The organism is Mucilaginibacter sp. KACC 22773, assembly GCF_028736215.1.
In the GTDB taxonomy this organism is placed as follows: Bacteria; Bacteroidota; Bacteroidia; order Sphingobacteriales; family Sphingobacteriaceae; genus Mucilaginibacter.
Map to the genome: position 1 here is coordinate 3,794,098 of NZ_CP117883.1, position 17,990 is coordinate 3,812,087.

The following is a 17,990-nucleotide window of genomic DNA, read 5'->3' on the forward strand; positions in this document are numbered from 1 at the left end:
CCTTCTCATCAGTCAGCCGCCCGCATTTAAACGCGCCACACCTTGCACTAAAATGAGATTTTAGTAAGACCCGGGAGTCGGAAAGAACTAATGTCAAATCAGCGAAATCGAAATTTATTGTTCGCAAGTCTTTCACTAATTGGTTATTTAAAGTCGTTTACTTTACCTCAAATTCTTTTTTCAGCTTAATATCTTCCGATGAACTGCCTATCATCACCATAAATTTGCCTGGTTCAACTGTCCAGTTCATATTTTTATCCAGCAGGGCCAGGTCATCGGGGTGCAGGGTAAACTGTACCGTTCTTTTTTCGCCGGGTTTAAGATTTACACGTTCAAAACCGCGCAAATCATACTCGTAGGTGGTTACACTGCTTACTTCGTCTTTCAGGTATAGTTGTACCACATCGTCGCCGGCGCGGGCGCCTGTGTTGGTTACATCCACGCTTACCTGTACATCGCCCTGGGAATTCTCCTGCTCAGGCGATACTACCAGGTTGCTGTATTCAAATGTGGTATAACTTAAGCCATAACCAAATGGATACAAAGCGCCGTTTACACTGGTTTTACCCCAGCTGTTGGGACCGCCCTGCCCTGCCTGGGCATTGGGCTTAAACGGAAAGTTGAATTCAATTTGCCCTGTGGTTTTTGGGAAAGTGATGGGCAGCTTACCACCCGGGTTATTATCACCAAACAACGTTTCGGTTATTACCTGCCCGCTTTGCACACTCGGGAACCAGGCCTCTAAAATAGCCGGCACATATTTATTTTCCCAGTTGATGGTAAGCGGCTGCCCATTTATCATTACCATAACCACGGGCTTGCCGGTAGCCTGTAAGGCCTGTATCAGCTTCAATTGCCTGCCGGGAAGGTTTAAGCCGGTGCGCGATAGGCTTTCGCCTACCCTATCTACATCTTCGCCTACAACGGCTATAACTACATCCACATTTTTGGCCTGGTTTACGGCGTTATCAATTTCTATTTGTTCCTGATGAGTAAGCGGCGTTTCAATAATCTCGCTCTCGGGCCAGGTGGCATCTATCATGTCGCAACCTTTGGCATATACAATTACACCATCGTTGCCCATATAATTGACCAGCCCATCGTAAACACTGGTAACCGGGTTATGCGAGGGGCCGTAACGGCTGATGGCATAATTGGTTTCTTTAGCCAATGGGCCGGTAACTAATATCCGGGGATATCTCTTTTTATCCAAAGGCAGCAAGCCGCCTTCATTTTTCAACAACACCATCGATTCGCGGTTCATTTTGAGCGACATGGCGGCGTCATCGGTGGTATGTACAACTTTATCGGCAGCCTTCGGGTCTTTAACATACGGGCTATCAAACAAACCAAGGCGGAATTTTACACGCAACACATCCCCCACCCGCGAGTCTATTACCTTCATCGAAATCTTGTTTTCTTTAATCAGCTCGCGCAGCGGCAAAATAAAGGTTTGCGGCATGGTAAAATTGGTGCGCACATTAAGGCCCGCCTCAACCGCCTGCCTCACAGCTTCTTTATAATCGGCCGCTACATGGTGCTTAGAATAAAGGTATTCAACCGCTTCGCTATCGCTCACTACATAACCATTAAAGCCAAATTGCTGGCGCAGTAATTGTGTTAAAAAGTAGTAACTACCGGTTACAGGCACGCCATCCCAATCATTGTAACTACTCATTACCCCCATAGGGTGCGCTTCCTGGATAACCCGGCGAAAAGGGTATAAATAAACCTGGTGCATTTCCCTTGGTGCCACATGCGGATCGGTACGCGCTGCACCATCGCGGCCACCTTTGGGTACACTGTATACCGCGAAGTGTTTAAGGGTTGAGGCAACACCTTCCTCCTGTATACCCACAACCATTTGTTTGCCCATTTCGGCAATATGAAAGGGGTCTTCACCATAACACTCAACCACGCGGCCCCAGCGCTGGTCGCGGGCGGGGTCAAGTATGGGGGCATATACGTTGGTATAGCCCAAAGCTTTGGCTTCGCGGCCTACGGTTTGGCCTGCCTGGCGTACCAGTTGTTTATCAAAAGTACTGCCAATGCTGATAGGCGCCGGTAAAGGCGTGGCGCGGTCATGATTCAGGCCATGGATCCCTTCGTTGGTAAAATCAACCGGGATACCCATTCGGGTTTCTTCAACAAACCATTTTTGCACGGTATTAATTGCCGAAGCATGTTTGCTAAAGGGGAACGAATATTGCGTAGGCGCATCATCTGTATGCGATGTAAGGTTATTTAGTTCTTCATCTATATTGGCTATGCCATCCTTCCAGATCTCGTTTTTCCAGTTGGCGACAGGCATTTCCTCTTTGAGTACCCGTTTATAACCATATAGCGTGGCCATCTGGCATGTTTTTTCGTCAACGGTCATCTGGCTTAGTAAATCGGCAACGCGCTTATCAATGGTTTGAGATGGGTCTTCAAACACATCCATTTTACCATTTTTATTAAAGTCTATCCAGCCTTTATGATAAATATTTTTTTGTTGTGCTGATGCTGATAAGGTAAGCCCGGCAGCCATTGCCGTTACCACGCAAATGCGCGGCAGGTAATACTTTTTTCTCATGTAGATGAATTGCGGTTTGTATTTCAAATATAGGAGAATATAGTAATGCCGGGAATATATCACCAAGCTGTTACAATGCCCCCCGGCCCCCTGAAGGGGGAGTGTTCAATAGCATTAGTTAAGCAAACCAGAAGTACCGATAATATCGAATAATGAATTTTGAATCTCCAACACCGAAGTTTTCTTTCATTATTCGTTATTGGACATTCGGGGTTCGATATTTAAATGGTTCATAATTCTTCCATTTAATAACAATTGAGGGAGTGTATATAAGCTCCACAAATCACCTATAAGTTTTACTCCGCCTTCAGGGGGCCGGGGGGCTTAATGTCTTCCTAAAAAACGCTATAGCCAAACTATCCATCTTCAGGTGCACGGCATGCCTGTTAACAGTGTGATCATCGGCGAATAGCACAGGTGCTTCCTTTTTTACAGGTTCGATGGCTTCTGACAACATTACATAATGCCCGGTTTTGCCGGGGTTAATGTACAGCTGCGATCCTTTTATCAATTGGTGGTAATGGATGGCGTTAGTTTTTACGGGCGCTATAGTGTCGCTTTGCGAACCCACGATATAAACAGGACTGCTGATGTTTTTCACCTGCTGCCTTTTTACAAAACCAGGGCCCAGGGCCGGCGAAATAGAGAAAAATGCTTTGATACGCTTATCTTTCAGCGGAGGATAATGTTTTGATTCGGTTAACAGCGTGCTATCATCCAGCGATTTTACAAGGCCGGGATATTCGGGAATTTCGATTTCTTTACGGCCTGCGGTTTTATAGTAATTGCGCAGCACATCAAAATCAAATTCGCCGCCTGCGAGGGCTATTACCGTAAACCCTCCAAATGAAAAGCCGGCCGCCCCTATCCTGTCGGGATCTATTATTGCCTTAAAATCCCGGTCGTTCAATAGCGAGGTTAATGCAAAACTAATGTCCTGCGGGCGCTCCCAGGCCTTTAAAAACTCCAGCTTTATCTTGTTATCATAAGTATTGCCCCAATGATCTACAGCGGCCACAATAAAGCCGTTTTGCGCCAACGCGGCTGCCAGCCATTCTAGTGTTAACCTGCCGCCACCGGTGCCGTGCGACAGCATAATAACCGGCAACTTAACCGCAGGCAGTTTTCCGTTGCGCACGGTTTGCACACGGGTAAATGGCGAAAAGTATTTATCAGCCTGTTTTACCGAATCAGTAGTGGGGTACCAAACCTCGGTTGTTACCGGGCGGTTACGCTTTTGATCTTTAAACTGAAAAGTGCGCTGGCCAATATTGGTTTGCGCTAAAACGATATTACCTGATAGTAAAAATATAAAGGAGATTACAATTTGCCTGTACATAATTTTGATGGTTTAATAGTACAAATCAAGTGCTTATCGTTGTCAAAAAGATTGACAATTGTCAATAAATCAAATTGGTCAGTGGTCATTAGTCATTGGTTTGGTTAAGTGTGCCAAACTCATGTGAGGGTAGCGTTAGTGGAACTCGTGGGGTAATCTGGTTTAAGCCTTTGGCTTAAGTTCAGCTGAAAGCTGAAACTATGCGACCCACGAGCTGGAAGCTCGCGGGAGCTTAGGCTTTAGTGGGCCGGTGGGCCTTCAGCCGGCTAAGCGTTTCCTGCGAGATGCCCAGGTAATCGGCCACTATTTTGTTGGGCAAACGCCTGATGATATCCGGACGGGTATCCATCAGCACCTGGTATCGGGCTTTTGAATCCATGGTGATCAGGCTCTCTATCCGTTGGATAGACGCGATATAATCCTGCTCAAGCCCTATGCGGTACATGGTTTCCCAGCCGGGAACCTCTTTTAGCAGGAGATCCCTGTCGTGCCGGCTTAGCACCAGCAATTCTGATGCCTCCAGGCTTTGAATTGCAGCCAGGGACGGCGTGCCGTTGATAAAACTTGGGAAAGCGGTGCCCATATTGTTTTCAAATATCAAAAACCTGGTAGACTCATTCCCGCTGTCGTCAACCAGGAAAACCCGGAGACAGCCTTTGATCACAAAGTAAATATTTTTAGCTACACTGCCTTTTGGTACCAATATTTCGTTCCGCTTAGCATGTTTCAGCTTAAAGCAACGGTCAATCAATGCCTCGTGCCCGGCAGAAAGATCAATCTTACCAGAAAAGTATTGTTTTAAAACCGGGTGCATGTAGCTAACATAATAAATATTTAAGCGTAATCCCTTATCACCTTAAAACAATATTCCACATTGCTACAACAAACCTTTGTAAATACCACAGTTTTCGTCATCAAAGCAAACAAAAACTACCTCTTTAATACCGTCGTTCTCTGCCAGAAAATCCTGTACTGTTTTTATGGCGATGGTTGCCGCTTTCTTTTTAGGGAAATGGTAAATACCCGTACTGATATTAGGGAAAGCAATGGTTTCCACGTGGTTTTCAGCAGCCAGTTTAAGGCTGTTTAAATAGGCGGAAGCCAGTAATCCATCCTCGCCTTTGCCGCCATTATTATAAACCGGTCCAACCGTGTGGATCACGTATTTAGCCGGAAGATTACCACCTGTAGTAATTACCGCCTCGCCGGTTTTGCAGCCGCCCTGTCGGTTACGAATCTGGATGCACTCTTCCAGTATGGCTTTGCCGCCCGCCCTGTGGATGGCGCCGTCAACTCCCCCGCCGCCCAGTAACGATGTGTTGGCAGCATTTACAATGGCATCGGCCTTAATTTTGGTAATATCGCCCTGTACCAGTTTTATTCGTTGGTTACTCATGGTAAAATAGTTTAGTCCTCAGCCGCCTCCTCGCCTTTGCTACCCAATTCAACAATATCACCTTGTTGAAACAGGATGGCCTTTAAAGTGGTGCGCCAAACGGGCTTTTTACGCAGCAAAAATTCCAAATCCATACCAAAATGTTTAAACTCCTCATGCTGGGCATTTTGCATAATGGCTTTGGCGTCGTTATCTGTTTCTACAGCTATCCGTTGCTCGTACCAGTTTATGGCCTCGGCCTCCTCGGTAAGCGAAACAATCATCCTTGCAAATGTGCGAGTTTCGGCCGACAATTCATTTACTGGTTCGTGGTATTGATCAAATGACATAATACTTTTTATTAATTAAAACACCGGAGTCGTTTTTTGTTTGAATGGATGTTTATTTAGGTGGTGTGAAAGGGGAAAGGTTAAAGGCGAAAGGTAGAAAGTGGTGAGTGGTGAAAAACTTTATTATTCGACGATGTATTTTATTTATTATTCAACCAGACAGTCCATTTTGAATTTTGACTTTTGAATTTATTTTGTAACCTCCACATAACCTTGCCCGTACTATTGTTTATAAACCAATTTTATGCAGCCTAAAGCTTTACTCATACTGGCGTTAAGTTTATTACCTTTTTTAGGGTTTGCCCAGCCGCGTACCGCAACTTACACGGCAAATTTACACGGCCGGCAAATTAAACTTAAACTGGCTATTGGCTTCAGCGGCTCAAGCCAGATACAAATGGGCAGCGTAACCTATTATGCAAACAGCGGTCACGCCGATGCAAGCAACCACCTGATGTTCCAATCAAGATATATCCAAAAAATCGAATATTTTGTACTCGCCAACATCCAGGATTCACATGATAAATTACCGGAGGTTATTACCGGGAAATATTACCGTGGCCGAAATAGTGTTATCATAAAGTTTAAGCTGGATAAATAGCTCAATGCATTGTTTTAACGGGATACCGAACTGTTTGGGCCTTTGCCCCCCCGCCTCTCACTCATCGAAAACTATCATCTATTTAACCTGTAATACTTAATTTTGAAACAGGCTTGCATTCAGTAACGTCATGTTAAAAATCGCATCCTTTTGAGGCAACGATGCCTTCTTTATCTTTGTTTAAAACAGCAACTCCATTATCAAAGGTTACTATCCAAATGCTGTCGTAATCGTCATCCGGCCATTTTAAACCACTTTCTTTTACACCAAGCGCCCTTGCTATTGGTGCAATACCTCCGTGTTCCCAGGCAACAAGTACAACACCGTTACGACTTTTAAGATCTGCCGCCATGCCTAACGAATCGTTCTCGGTACGGCTGCTGTTGATGGTTAAATTGTATTTGGCCGCAAGCGGTACAATAGTTTGGAACATGCGGGCATGTTTGGTAGCCTCGCCCAAACCAAGTGAGGGCACAAACACAAACGCCGGGATACCAAACTTTGCAGTTATTACAGCCGGTAGTTTTAACGACCGGTTTAAACCCTCGCAGGTAAGGTTATCGCCTTTAAGCGGTTTCTCGGCATGGCGGATGAAGACTATTTTCAAATCGTTAGAAATGCTTTTTTGACCAAAGGCATTTAAGCAACAAGCGTTTATAGCAATAGTTGCCATAAATAAAATTTTAAAAAACTTCATTTTTTCAGTTTTAATCAATGATGAAGATGAGCTTGTAATTGGGGATTATTTTCTTTTATAAAAAGAAATAGTAGCTAAAGAACCGGGATAGTCCCTTACTTCGGTGTTGGTATAATACCCGGAGCCGTCTGCAGCAAAACATACACCTTCGCCTTGTGGCTCGTTATTGAAGTAAGGGGCATATTGCGGTTTAGTGAGCAGCCCGGCAGTTATGGAAAGGCCCGCGGGCAACTTCCAGTACCATATAGACTCCTTGCTCCTCAGTAAAATTTCGGTACCATCGGCAGATATATCTCCGCCGGTTGCTTTGTTAAACAGCAACTTAACAACAGGAGTTAACGTTATTATCGCGACGGTACTTTGGGGGTACCTGGCCACATAAATTTTTGAAAGATTATTCTCTTTACTGGCAATATAAATATCTTTTGTTTTAGGGTCAATCATCAGTGTCTCTGCGTTACGGGAGCCGTCCGGATAACGCAGTTCAATTTTATCTACATCATTTATATCCAAAGTAACCGGTAAAGTTTTTCCGGTTAAATCGGGTTCAGGGAAACGGTAGATCATTATTGTTTTATATTTCGCATCGTTATCGCCTATATCGGCAACATATACATAACTTTTACCTGCAACCGGGCCGGGGCCTACGGCTATATCTTCCCAATCGCGGTTGCTTTCCCGGGTTAAGGTGAGCGTTCCTTTATCGGCACCGGTTCCGTCGGTAAGGTAAACCTGGTTTGGGTTGCCGCTATCGTTATGAATATAAAGCAATCCAGGGGTTAACCTGCTTGCGGCAACGCCCGATATCTCTACAAGATCTGTCCGGAAAAGATGATTGGTTACCGGCACCGCGTTAAATAGCCTGGTAGTATCTAACGATGCGGGATCGTATGTTGGAGACGGGAATACAACCGGAGTGACCGGTGGCGTTGTTGCCACCGTATCTTTTACCGGCACAACACTACTACCTGTTTTTTTACAGGCCGTTGCAATAATTATCAAAAAACAAAACAACCCACATTTAATGTATTTAGTTGTTTTATTTACATTAAATGGGGTTGTCATGCTGTTGATGATTATTGAAGTTAAGAATTAAGAATCAAGAGTCAAGGATTAAGATAAGCGCAAAAGCAGCTAAACTTAAAAGTTAGCGACTTTGCGATATGTTATCTCTCTGACGCCGAAGTCTTACTACTTACTACTTACTACTATTATTAATGCTGGTTGCCGGTACCATCAGTTTGGTAGCAGCCGATATCTTTACCCGGAGGGGTTATGCCGCTTGAACCAAAGTTAGGGTCAACCGGAACATTAGCAATAGCACTAAAGCCGGTGTAGCCCTTGCCAACAGCAGGTGAACCTGCCTGAAGGCGGAAGTTAAATGCATCAACAGATGCCTGGTTTACAAAATTCAGGTTTGGAAGCGGATAGTTTACAAACATTGGGTTGTTTTGGCCTACCAATGTTGTACCGTCATATTTAAAACCAAAGGTGTAAGCGGCACCTAAAAATGCTTTCATATTAGGTATATCGGTAGCTTGTGGATGTGTTACAACAGCTTGCGCAATATTTGTTGGTACAAACTGATTGGCAATAGCAACGTTATCGGCATAATAGAAATTATAACCATAAGCAGTTTTAGTGATAGGGCCATCTGCATGGCTTAAAGTATCGGCTAAATAAACTTTAGCAGTAACATTGTTACCACCGGCAATACGCACACCAAAATTACAATCAACAATCAGGTTATTGTAAGCTAACGCTCTTGAGTTATTTTCAACTTCAACAGATCCGGAGCGTGCGCCGTATACACCGTGGTTTCTGAAACCGCCATTAACATAGGTATTATTGTACATGGCTATCTGGCATTGGATAGATCCTTTTGCCCCATCATTTGCCGATTTTGTTCCATTGGTAGCACCACCAATAATCAGGTTATACGCCATGTTGCCCTGCGTACCGCCTTTGGCATTAAAACCATCGCCGCCAAGCCCGCCACATTTCTCCAAAGTATTCCTCATCATATTGACATGGCCACCATAAAAACGGACAGCATCATCAGGCGTACCATAAATCCATGAATCTTCTAAAATAAAATTTCCGTCTGGATTTTGCCAGTATATAGCATACTGATCGCCGGTTGACGGGCCGGTGAACGGAGGTGATTTTAAGCCTGCGCCTGCAAAATCAAGATGTGTCCATTTAATAACTAACAATTTGCAGGTAACATCGGCGTAAATACCGCCCCATCCGCCTGCATAGGCAGAATCTGTTGCGGCCGTTGAGTTACCTGTAGTTTTGGTTCTGCGCGGATCAGTTATAGTAACCGGAGCGTCTTTGGTGCCTAAACTAACCAATGTGCCTTTTACAATAAAAGTAGCCGAGTTAGTTACTTTTACAGTAACCCCTTTTTGAATTAAAAGGGTATCTGTTGCATTAATGGTAACATCGCCAGATATGGTGTACGTTTTACCGGCAAGCATTGTGCCTTTGATTGAGCCGGATAGCGGCGCGGTATTGCTAACCGCTTGCCCTACTTGCAACAGCGGAACCGATATAACGGCGTTATCTTTACTTTTACTGCACGCTGCCAGTACCAATGCTGATAGGCAAACCAATGCATTTCTTAAATTTTTCATGATTAAATGGGTTATAGTAATTTATTGTTAAAATTTAAACCGGAAACCAACCAGGAACCTGGCGTAAAACTTGTCGTTTTCTACAGTAGCATAATTAGGGCTATCTTGTATTGGCAGCTTATTATTGCCGCTATAAGCTTTGTTTGATTGTTTTATTATTAATTTATAAGGCGTGTTTAACAGGTTGTTAACTTTTACATATACAATGTAATGCTCACTAAACTCCTTCTGGGCAGAAAAATCGAGGTTGATAGTTGGCCTTTCCCAGTTGTCAAGATCTTTATATAATGACAGGGTATTTATTCTTTCGCCCGTGTAAACCGCGGCAAGCTGCGCATCTAATTTGTGCTTACCATCTTTATACAGTAATGAAAAATTACCTACATGTGCCGACTGTCCCTGTAACGGACGCGATTGGTTTACCTCTATATTATGGAAACTGTTATCAGCTGGATCTACGTAAGTAAATTTCTTGGTAGAATTGATAACCGAATGGGTATAAGTATAGTTACCTGACACGCCAACATTGCCGAAGAATTTACGAAAAACAGCCTCCAGGCCATAATTATGGGCTGTTCCAAAATTATATGGGCTTAACGTAAGGTTGGCCGAAAAGTCTGTTTGCACCAGGGCGTATTCAATAGGATTGGTAATTGTTTTATAAAATGCGCCCACCATAAACTGGTCTAAACCGTTCGGGAAAACCTCGTACCTGAAATCGAAATTATCGATAACCGAGTGTTGCAAATGCGGGTTACCTTGTATCGGGAAATTATCTGTAGCAAAGCCGGTATTATCCTGGTATGGGACCAGGTCTGAATATGCGGGGCGTAAAACCGATTTAAAATAAGATAACCTTAAAGCCTGGTTATTACTTAACGCATACTTAGCGTTCACGCTTGGTAAATAATCGGTATAAGTTATAGATGCCGATTTACCTGCTATAGTTGCCGGTAATGATGAATCATATGATTGTGATGTATGCTCGGCCCGTAACCCAAATAGAACATCAAAACGGTCATTTATAAAATACTTTGCCTGTACATATCCGGCCTGAATATTTTCCTGAAAAGTATAAACGCCGGGGTTACTAAACGCTGTACCTAAAGCATCGGTATTGGGTATAAATTTAAATTGCGAAGCGGGGATAGAAACATATTTCTGGTAAGTTGAATCGGCATCCGGAACCGGGCTCAGCTTATATTGATTATCGTAGTTATCCCTGTTTTTGTGCCTTGCCATACCACCAAATCCAATTTGTGTAGTATGATTGTTTATTTTGGTGCTATAATGCAAATTCAAATAACCCGATATATCCCTGTCTGTATTGCGGGTCCATTCACGTGTTTCTTTTTCTACCGAGACAGGCCCGTATGAGAGTGAGGTGGCTGTACCTGAAGCATTAGGGCTAATTTGCTGCGAGGTATTGAACGCTGCATAATCTGGCAATTGTTGTTTAGCCTGCGAATAAACTAAAGACCAATCTGTAGTAAAATACGAAGCGAGTTTATTATTACCGTACAATATCAGGCTGTAAATGCTCTGCAAATCCTGCCTGGTTTGGGTTTGGTTGTTGTTTTGAAAACCGCCTATATAACCGTTATAAGAATAGTTGCCCAAAAGAATATCGTTGGTTAACCGTACCCGGTCTTCATTTAGTTGCAGGTAAGTACCAAAAAGGCTTACCGTATTATCTGCATTAAATTTATAGTCGATTGTCGAGATCAAGCCAAGCCTATTGGTTAACGAGGAGTATTTACGGGTTTGGTAATCGGGGAAAACCTGTGTCATCGTGGCATTGGGGCCCGCCGCCGGCCCTAATGTTGCATTTTGAACCAATACCGATGTATTGTTGCCCGCATAGGTATTTTGATAAGTACCTGAAAATATTACACCGAGTTTTTTATTTAAAAACCTATCGCCTATCGTTAGGCTAAAATTGCTGTTGATAGGGGTCTTTTTTGTACTTGTTACCAGGTTATTGTAAGGAAAAGAAGAAATCGGCGCATAAACACCATTTCCCAAAATTTCGGCTGGCGACTGTTTATTTATTGACGATGTGTTGAAACTGTCAAATGGTCGTTTTGAAAATAACTGGCTATAACCCGCGCCAACATTTCCCTCTAACCTGAATTCATCCGGCGCTGTTTTCATCACCATGTTGATAACACCTCCGGAGGCATCGCCTTCCATATCGGGAGTTAATGATTTTGAAATCTCAATCCGTTCAACCAAATCTGCGGGGAATATATCTAATGGTACATACCGGTTCTTGTTATCCGGGCTCGGAATTTTCACCCCGTTTATCAACGTTGTATTATAACGCTTATCCATCCCCCTGATAATGGCATACTGCCCGTCACCTGTATTTCCCCGCTCGATAGAAACACCGGAAACACGTGCCAGCACGTTGGCAACAGTAATATCGGGTGATATGGCAATAGAATTGGCCGAAACTATGTTAACCAGGTTATCGGCCCGTTGCTCAGCCCTTTTGGCATACCTGTCCGATTCTTTATTGCCCTTTGCGGATATGGTTACGCCATTTAAGCTGGAAGTATTTGAAACAAGGGCGAAGTTTAGTTTTAAATTTTGATTGTCGGCAAGTGTTATAGTAGTATCAATTGATACATAACCAATGTATGAAACCTTTAATCTGTAAGTACCCGCTTTTAAATTGCTGAATGCATATTTTCCATTAAGCATTGAAACTGCTTTAACCGGGCCGGGCAGTAGTACTAATGTTGCGCCAACAAGTTGTTCGTTAACATTTTTATCAAAAACAGAGCCCGATATGGTAGAAGCATAAGAACCTGAGACGAAAAACATGAAGATCAATGCTGAATAAATCTGTTTCATTAACACGATATTTTCAGCAAAGAAACCCCATCAAATCTGTAGCAATTTTGAATTTTAAGTCTATTATCTATTAATTAACTCAATGGTTTCCATAAGTTAACAATGACCTAACTTCTTCATTAAAAACACACTTTTACCTAACAATAAGTAAACACCAAAATGAAGAAATTTAACATCCCCTGAATATATTTTTTCGGGTAATTGATGATAAAATTCCGGGGAATATCAAAATGGCTTATAGCAAAATCCATCAAAATAAAAGCAATTGTATACCCATAATCAATTAATTCAACATCTTTGAATAATTATATGGGGCATACTTACATCTGGATAATTTCTTTTTTTGCCGTAGCGGGCGTCATTATAAGGCCGTTTAAAATACCTGAGGTAGTTTGGGCCGTAGCAGGGGCTGTTTTGCTGGTTATTTTTAAACTGATATTACCTGACGATGGCTTAACGGGCATTGGCAAAGGCACTGATGTATACCTGTTTTTAACCGGCATGATGCTGCTTGCCGAAACCGCCCGCGAAGAAAAACTGTTTGACTGGCTGGCGGCTCACGCCGCGCGGATGGCTCAAGGGTCGGCAAGCAGGCTTTTCCTGCTCATATACCTTGTTGGCGTGGTGGTTACCATATTTTTATCAAACGATGCCACTGCTGTTGTACTTACCCCCGCTGTGGCAGCCGCTGTAAGGGCTGCTAAGGTTGATAAGCCCCTACCCTACCTGTTTATTTGCGCGTTTATAGCCAATGCCGCCTCATTTGTATTGCCCATATCAAACCCGGCCAACCTGGTAATTTATGGAAGCCATATGCCACCGCTATTACATTGGCTGGCGCAATATATTTTGCCTTCTTTTTTTGCTATAACGGTTACTTATATCATGTTGCGCTTAACACAGCGCGAGGCTTTAAAAGCAAAAATTGAAACAGATATCACTATCCCGGTTTTGGCTCAGGGCGGCAAAACAGCCATTATTGGTATAGGTGCTACAGCCGTTATTTTGCTGATTGCATCAGCACTTGATATTCAATTAGGCCTGCCAACTGCCATAACAGGAATTTTAACATCGGCCATTGTAATTACCAGGGCTAAAAAAAATCCGTGGATGGTGATAAAAGGAGTTTCCTGGGCCGTGCTGCCCCTGGTTGCCGGGTTATTTGTTATTGTAGAGGCGCTGGGCAAAACCGGTATTATAGAGCGTTTAACAACCCTGCTTCATGAAAATGCCGCACATTCAGTAAATGCGACGGCCTGGGGTAGCGGCATCATTACCGCCTTTGCCTGTAACCTGATGAACAACCTGCCAACCGGGTTAATAGCCGGCAACGTTGTACAGGGCAATGTACCCGAAATTATCAAAAGTTCGGTACTTATCGGCATCGACCTTGGGCCAAATCTATCGGTAACGGGCTCATTGGCAACTATCCTGTGGCTGGTTGCGCTACGCCGCGAAGGACTGGATGTAAGCTTTTGGACGTTTTTAAAGCTGGGGGCGTTGGTTATGACGGTTTCGTTGCTGTTTGCATTAGGGACTTTGTGGATATAGTTACAACGGCTGTAAAATTATTACTGTGGAATATCACTTCACCTCATGTTTTTTTACACTGATAAAAACCAGTTTTGAGGTTGGCGTATTGCTTTTTTCGGCCACGCTATCAATCGGGATCAGCACATTGGCTTCGGGGTAATAGGTTGCGGTGTTGCCTTCGGGGATGTTGTAGGGAACCACCACAAACAAGCGGGCCACACGCTCAACCCCGCCAAAGTTATTGTACAGGTCTACGTGCTCCCCTTCTTTGAAACCGGCTTTGGCTATGTCCTTCTCGTTCATGAATATCACCCGGCGCTCGTTGTGGATTCCGCGGTAACGGTCGTTCAGCCCGTAGATAGTGGTGTTAAACTGATCGTGGCTGCGGATAGTTGTCATCCGGAATTCCCCTGTTTTTGGTTCATGTATGGGCAGACCGGCAATGTTAAAATCAACCTTATTGCCAAACTTAATATTTTCAAACTTGCCTTCCCGCGGACCATTGGGCAAATAAAAGCCTGCCGGTACACGTACCTTTTGATTATAATCTTCAAACCCAGGAATTACTTTGGCAATGTCATCGCGTACGGCATCATAACTTTTGGCGTACTTATCCCAATCAATAACAGAACGCTTGCCCAAGGTGGCTTTAGCCAGCCTGCAAACAATCTGGTTCTCGTTCAAGAGATCCTTAGAGATGGGCTCCAGCATTCCCTTCGACATTTGCACAACCCCCATCGAGTTTTCGCAGCTGATGAACTGCGCTTCGCCATTAACCATATCTTTATCACTGCGCGAAAGTGTTGGTAATATCAAAGCTTCATCACCATGTACCAAATGACTGCGGTTGAGTTTGGTAGATACGTGAACAGACAGCTCGAGCTTACGCATTGCATCGGCCGTATAAGTGGTATCCGGCGTAGCCGAAAGAAAATTACCTCCCATGGCAAAAAACACCTTCAGCTTACCCTCGTGCATGGCCTGTATTGACTCTACTACGTCGTAACCATGTTGGCGCGGTGGTTCAAAACCAAAAACCTCTTTCAGTTTGTCCAGTTGTTTGGGTTTAGGCTTATCAAATATCATCATGGTACGGTTGCCCTGCACATTGCTGTGACCGCGCACCGGGCAAAGGCCAGCGCCCGGTTTACCTATTGCACCTTTCAGCATAGCCAGGTTAACAATTTCTTTAACGGTGGCGACGCCGTTTTTATGCTGGGTAACGCCCATAGCCCAACAAATGATAATGCGGGTTTTATCCTTGAGCATATCGGCGGCCTGCTCTATTTGTGTTAAAGGTACGCCGGCTTCGTTGGCCAGGTGGTTTAAATCGTATTCATTAAGATGGTTTAAAAATGCTACGTAGCCTTCGGTATTGTTTTTTATAAATTCATGGTCGAACACCGTACCGGGAGATTCCAATTCGGCCTTATATAGCAATTTTTCAATAGCCTTCAATAATGCCATGTCGCCGTTGATCTTTACCTGGAGGTACAAATCGGCTAACTGGCTGGTTATTCCCAATACGCCTTTCACCGTTTGAGGATTTTTAAAGCCCATCAAGCCCGCCTCATGCAGCGGATTTACAGCAATGATCTTAGACCCATGTTGCTTTGCTTTTTCGAGGGCGCTCAGCATCCTGGGATGATTGGTACCAGGGTTTTGCCCAATGATAATGATTACATCGGTATCATAAAAATCATTTAAAGTAACCGTTCCCTTGCCTATGCCAATGGCCTCGGCCAGCCCCAGGCTGGTTGATTCGTGGCACATATTTGAACAATCGGGCATATTGTTGGTACCATACTCACGAATAAATAGTTGGTAGGTAAACGAAGCCTCGTTACTGGTGCGCCCCGAGGTATAAAATGCAGCCTCATTTGGCGATGCCAGGCTATTTAATTTATCGGCTATCTTTTTAAAAGCCTCGTCCCAACTGATGGGTTGGTAGTGCGAAGCGCCTTTGGGCAGGTATACAGGCTGGGCTATCCGGCCCTTTTTACCTATCTCGTAATCATTTAGTTTGGCCAAATCAAAAACAGAGTTTTGGGCAAAAAATTCAGCTGTGAGCTTTTTTGTGGTGGCTTCCTCTGCAAGGGCTTTTGCCCCGTTCTCGCAATACTCGGCAATTGGCGACCGGTCATCATCCGGATCGGGCCAGGCACAGCCCGAGCAGTCAAAGCCATCCTTTTTGTTCATTTTAAACAGGCCTTCCATGCCGCGCACAAAGCCCGATTCCTGCAAAATATCAACCAAAGCAACAGTTACCGCGGGAACGCCGGCTGCCCATACTTTTGGCTTACTGATTTTCAGGTTGAGCAGTTCTTCAGGATTTTCTGCTGATGGCTGTTCTTTAACATCTTTACTCATCACTTTTTATCGGCTAAAGGATTGGGGTAGTTGTCGCTCTGATCTTCGGCGACATTATCCAGGCAGGTAAAATCTTTTTCTACCAATAAGTGCAGGCTGCCATGTTTACCTTCAAAACCAATCTTATCAGTTTCCGCAAGTTCTTTAATCACATCATTGGGTACAAACAGGATAATGGTATTTTCCCTGAATATCGACGACAGGTGATCATCCTCAACCGCTTTAATGGCATAGTATAGCTGCTGGCTGCCAAAGTCGATTTCTTCCTGCAGATGGCCTTCCTCCGCCAGTTGCGCTACATCGCTTTTTGTAAGCCTGAATCTTAATGAATTGCCTTTAATACGTATTTTCATAATTTGGTATCAATACGCGGTGTGCCGCGGTGTAAATATTAAAACGCTCATCGCGCAGGAAACCTATCAGGGTAATATTAAATTCTTCGGCTAATTGTACGGCCAGGCTTGAGGGAGCGCCTACAGCCGCAATAATATTAATGCCGGCCATAACCGCCTTTTGTACCAGCTCAAAACTTGCCCTGCCGCTCAAAAGCAATATGGTTTGCTGCAGGGGGAACCAGCCATAACCAAGGGCCGCCCCTATCAATTTATCCACCGCGTTGTGCCTGCCTACGTCCTCGCGCAGCAATAATAATTCGCCTTGCGTGGTGAATAAAGCCGATGCATGCAAACCGCCGGTATCAGCAAATACCCGCTGATTCCTTTGTAAAATAATGGGTAGCCGGTATAAAATCTCCGCAGCCACGGCATCATGATCTGCCACCAGGCCGGTAAAATTACTCACCGTGCGAATGGCGTCTATAGAGCCTTTGCCGCATACCCCGCAGCTTGATGTGGTATAAAAATTACGCCCGCTATTTTGCAGGAGTGGTACAACACCGGGATTTAAGGTAACCTGGATCACATTCTCCTTATTTTCGGCACAGGCAATAAAGCAATGAGCGGTTGATGTAATATCATCCGCATCCTTTATAATACCTTCTGTAAATAAAAAACCGTTTGCAAGTTCGGCATCGTGCCCCGGCGTACGCATAGTAACCGAAATATTCTGTACCTGCCGCTGCCCTTCTTTTCCGTACTCCAGCCTTATCTCTAAAGGTTCTTCAACAGCAAGCGCATCGGTTGCCCGGATGTTGGTTGCAGCTGTAACTTTAACAACAGGTATTTGATGTGTGGATTTGACGGCCATATGTAAATATACAATTTAGCACACAAGTTGTTTAGTCAGCCGCTTGGCTAAAGGGTGAGTTTTTGAATATCAATTATTTAAAATTCTATGGTATATTATATCTCATTTTGCCCTAATTTTGAGGGATGAAGATCAATGTGCTGGCATTTGGTGTAACAAAGGAGATATTCGGAAGTTCGCTGGTAAGTTTGGAATTAACAAATGACGCTACTATTTACAATTTGAAGTATGTACTTGAGCAGCAATATCCACGCTTAAAGCAATTGGCATCGTATATGGTTGCCGTAAATAACGAGTATGCCTTACCCGGCGATACCATCCACGAACGCGACGAAATAGCTATTATTCCACCGGTAAGCGGAGGATAGTTTTTGGGGACTTTCGGACAAAGGACTATCGGACAAAGGAGCAAGGACTTATTTCCTGTTCGCTTGTTCTTTCAATCT

The 17,990-nt window shown here is 44.0% G+C and carries 15 protein-coding genes; 3 read left to right on the forward strand and 12 right to left on the reverse strand.

The annotated features are described in order from the left end of the window. Positions 1–157: 157 nt before the first annotated feature. The 5 genes from PQ469_RS15650 to PQ469_RS15670 all read right to left on the reverse strand — a co-directional run bounded on the left by PQ469_RS15650 (position 158) and on the right by PQ469_RS15670 (position 5,639). Positions 158–2,575: a glycoside hydrolase family 3 N-terminal domain-containing protein gene (locus tag PQ469_RS15650; RefSeq protein WP_274208518.1), complete on the reverse strand. Its 2,418-nt coding sequence runs from the start codon at positions 2,573–2,575 to the stop codon at positions 158–160. Positions 2,576–2,882: 307 nt separating this feature from the next. Continuing rightward, positions 2,883–3,914, reverse strand: a complete 1,032-nt coding sequence (locus PQ469_RS15655; protein WP_274208519.1) for an alpha/beta hydrolase family protein — start codon at positions 3,912–3,914, stop codon at positions 2,883–2,885. A 232-nt stretch (positions 3,915–4,146) separates the two neighbouring features. Further along, complete coding sequence (locus PQ469_RS15660) at positions 4,147–4,728, reverse strand: Crp/Fnr family transcriptional regulator (protein WP_274208520.1); 582 nt, start codon at positions 4,726–4,728, stop codon at positions 4,147–4,149. A gap of 63 nt (positions 4,729–4,791) precedes the next feature. Continuing rightward, positions 4,792–5,310: an O-acetyl-ADP-ribose deacetylase gene (locus PQ469_RS15665; protein ID WP_090649823.1), complete on the reverse strand. Its 519-nt coding sequence runs from the start codon at positions 5,308–5,310 to the stop codon at positions 4,792–4,794. Positions 5,311–5,321: 11 nt separating this feature from the next. Continuing rightward, complete coding sequence (locus PQ469_RS15670; RefSeq protein WP_090649817.1) at positions 5,322–5,639, reverse strand: ferritin family protein; 318 nt, start codon at positions 5,637–5,639, stop codon at positions 5,322–5,324. A gap of 244 nt (positions 5,640–5,883) precedes the next feature. Here PQ469_RS15670 and PQ469_RS15675 point away from each other — a divergent pair, with 244 nt between their 5' ends. Next, the gene (locus PQ469_RS15675; protein WP_274208521.1) at positions 5,884–6,240 is read left to right on the forward strand and encodes a hypothetical protein; all 357 of its coding nucleotides are present in this window, start codon (positions 5,884–5,886) and stop codon (positions 6,238–6,240) included. Between the two features lie 133 nt (positions 6,241–6,373). On the opposite strand, the gene PQ469_RS15680 is transcribed toward PQ469_RS15675, so the two are convergent. The 4 genes from PQ469_RS15680 to PQ469_RS15695 form a co-directional block, all read right to left on the reverse strand. Then, a complete protein-coding gene (locus tag PQ469_RS15680) occupies positions 6,374–6,937 on the reverse strand; it encodes a histidine phosphatase family protein (protein ID WP_274208522.1) in 564 nt (187 codons plus the stop codon). A 45-nt stretch (positions 6,938–6,982) separates the two neighbouring features. Next, positions 6,983–8,002: a hypothetical protein gene (locus tag PQ469_RS15685; RefSeq protein WP_274208523.1), complete on the reverse strand. Its 1,020-nt coding sequence runs from the start codon at positions 8,000–8,002 to the stop codon at positions 6,983–6,985. Positions 8,003–8,151: 149 nt separating this feature from the next. After that, on the reverse strand, positions 8,152–9,576 hold the full coding sequence (locus tag PQ469_RS15690) for a hypothetical protein (RefSeq protein ID WP_090649803.1): 1,425 nt from the start codon (positions 9,574–9,576) through the stop codon (positions 8,152–8,154). Between the two features lie 27 nt (positions 9,577–9,603). Further along, positions 9,604–12,435, reverse strand: a complete 2,832-nt coding sequence (locus tag PQ469_RS15695) for a TonB-dependent receptor (protein ID WP_274208524.1) — start codon at positions 12,433–12,435, stop codon at positions 9,604–9,606. A 297-nt stretch (positions 12,436–12,732) separates the two neighbouring features. Here PQ469_RS15695 and PQ469_RS15700 point away from each other — a divergent pair, with 297 nt between their 5' ends. Beyond that, complete coding sequence (locus PQ469_RS15700; protein ID WP_274208525.1) at positions 12,733–13,986, forward strand: arsenic transporter; 1,254 nt, start codon at positions 12,733–12,735, stop codon at positions 13,984–13,986. 33 nt (positions 13,987–14,019) lie between these two features. On the opposite strand, the gene PQ469_RS15705 is transcribed toward PQ469_RS15700, so the two are convergent. Genes PQ469_RS15705 through fdhD form a run of 3 tightly spaced genes read right to left on the reverse strand, consistent with a single transcriptional unit; the run spans position 14,020 to position 17,544 of the window. After that, a complete protein-coding gene (locus PQ469_RS15705; RefSeq protein WP_274208526.1) occupies positions 14,020–16,338 on the reverse strand; it encodes an FdhF/YdeP family oxidoreductase in 2,319 nt (772 codons plus the stop codon). Then, a complete protein-coding gene (locus PQ469_RS15710; RefSeq protein WP_274208527.1) occupies positions 16,338–16,691 on the reverse strand; it encodes a DUF7009 family protein in 354 nt (117 codons plus the stop codon). Before PQ469_RS15710 ends, PQ469_RS15705 begins: the two co-directional genes overlap by 1 nt. Beyond that, a complete protein-coding gene (fdhD, locus tag PQ469_RS15715) occupies positions 16,675–17,544 on the reverse strand; it encodes a formate dehydrogenase accessory sulfurtransferase FdhD (protein ID WP_274208528.1) in 870 nt (289 codons plus the stop codon). Before fdhD ends, PQ469_RS15710 begins: the two co-directional genes overlap by 17 nt. A gap of 125 nt (positions 17,545–17,669) precedes the next feature. Here fdhD and PQ469_RS15720 point away from each other — a divergent pair, with 125 nt between their 5' ends. After that, the gene (locus PQ469_RS15720; protein ID WP_090649787.1) at positions 17,670–17,912 is read left to right on the forward strand and encodes a MoaD/ThiS family protein; all 243 of its coding nucleotides are present in this window, start codon (positions 17,670–17,672) and stop codon (positions 17,910–17,912) included. Positions 17,913–17,990: the final 78 nt, after the last annotated feature.

Coding starts and splice junctions, on each gene's coding strand:
- PQ469_RS15650 (WP_274208518.1), bottom strand. CDS start 2,575: ATGAGAAAAAAGTATTACCTGCCGCGCATTTGCGTGGTAACGGCAATG.
- PQ469_RS15655 (WP_274208519.1), bottom strand. CDS start 3,914: ATGTACAGGCAAATTGTAATCTCCTTTATATTTTTACTATCAGGTAAT.
- PQ469_RS15660 (WP_274208520.1), bottom strand. CDS start 4,728: ATGCACCCGGTTTTAAAACAATACTTTTCTGGTAAGATTGATCTTTCT.
- PQ469_RS15665 (WP_090649823.1), bottom strand. CDS start 5,310: ATGAGTAACCAACGAATAAAACTGGTACAGGGCGATATTACCAAAATT.
- PQ469_RS15670 (WP_090649817.1), bottom strand. CDS start 5,639: ATGTCATTTGATCAATACCACGAACCAGTAAATGAATTGTCGGCCGAA.
- PQ469_RS15675 (WP_274208521.1), top strand. CDS start 5,884: ATGCAGCCTAAAGCTTTACTCATACTGGCGTTAAGTTTATTACCTTTT.
- PQ469_RS15680 (WP_274208522.1), bottom strand. CDS start 6,937: ATGAAGTTTTTTAAAATTTTATTTATGGCAACTATTGCTATAAACGCT.
- PQ469_RS15685 (WP_274208523.1), bottom strand. CDS start 8,002: ATGACAACCCCATTTAATGTAAATAAAACAACTAAATACATTAAATGT.
- PQ469_RS15690 (WP_090649803.1), bottom strand. CDS start 9,576: ATGAAAAATTTAAGAAATGCATTGGTTTGCCTATCAGCATTGGTACTG.
- PQ469_RS15695 (WP_274208524.1), bottom strand. CDS start 12,435: ATGAAACAGATTTATTCAGCATTGATCTTCATGTTTTTCGTCTCAGGT.
- PQ469_RS15705 (WP_274208526.1), bottom strand. CDS start 16,338: ATGAGTAAAGATGTTAAAGAACAGCCATCAGCAGAAAATCCTGAAGAA.
- PQ469_RS15710 (WP_274208527.1), bottom strand. CDS start 16,691: ATGAAAATACGTATTAAAGGCAATTCATTAAGATTCAGGCTTACAAAA.
- fdhD (WP_274208528.1), bottom strand. CDS start 17,544: ATGGCCGTCAAATCCACACATCAAATACCTGTTGTTAAAGTTACAGCT.
- PQ469_RS15720 (WP_090649787.1), top strand. CDS start 17,670: ATGAAGATCAATGTGCTGGCATTTGGTGTAACAAAGGAGATATTCGGA.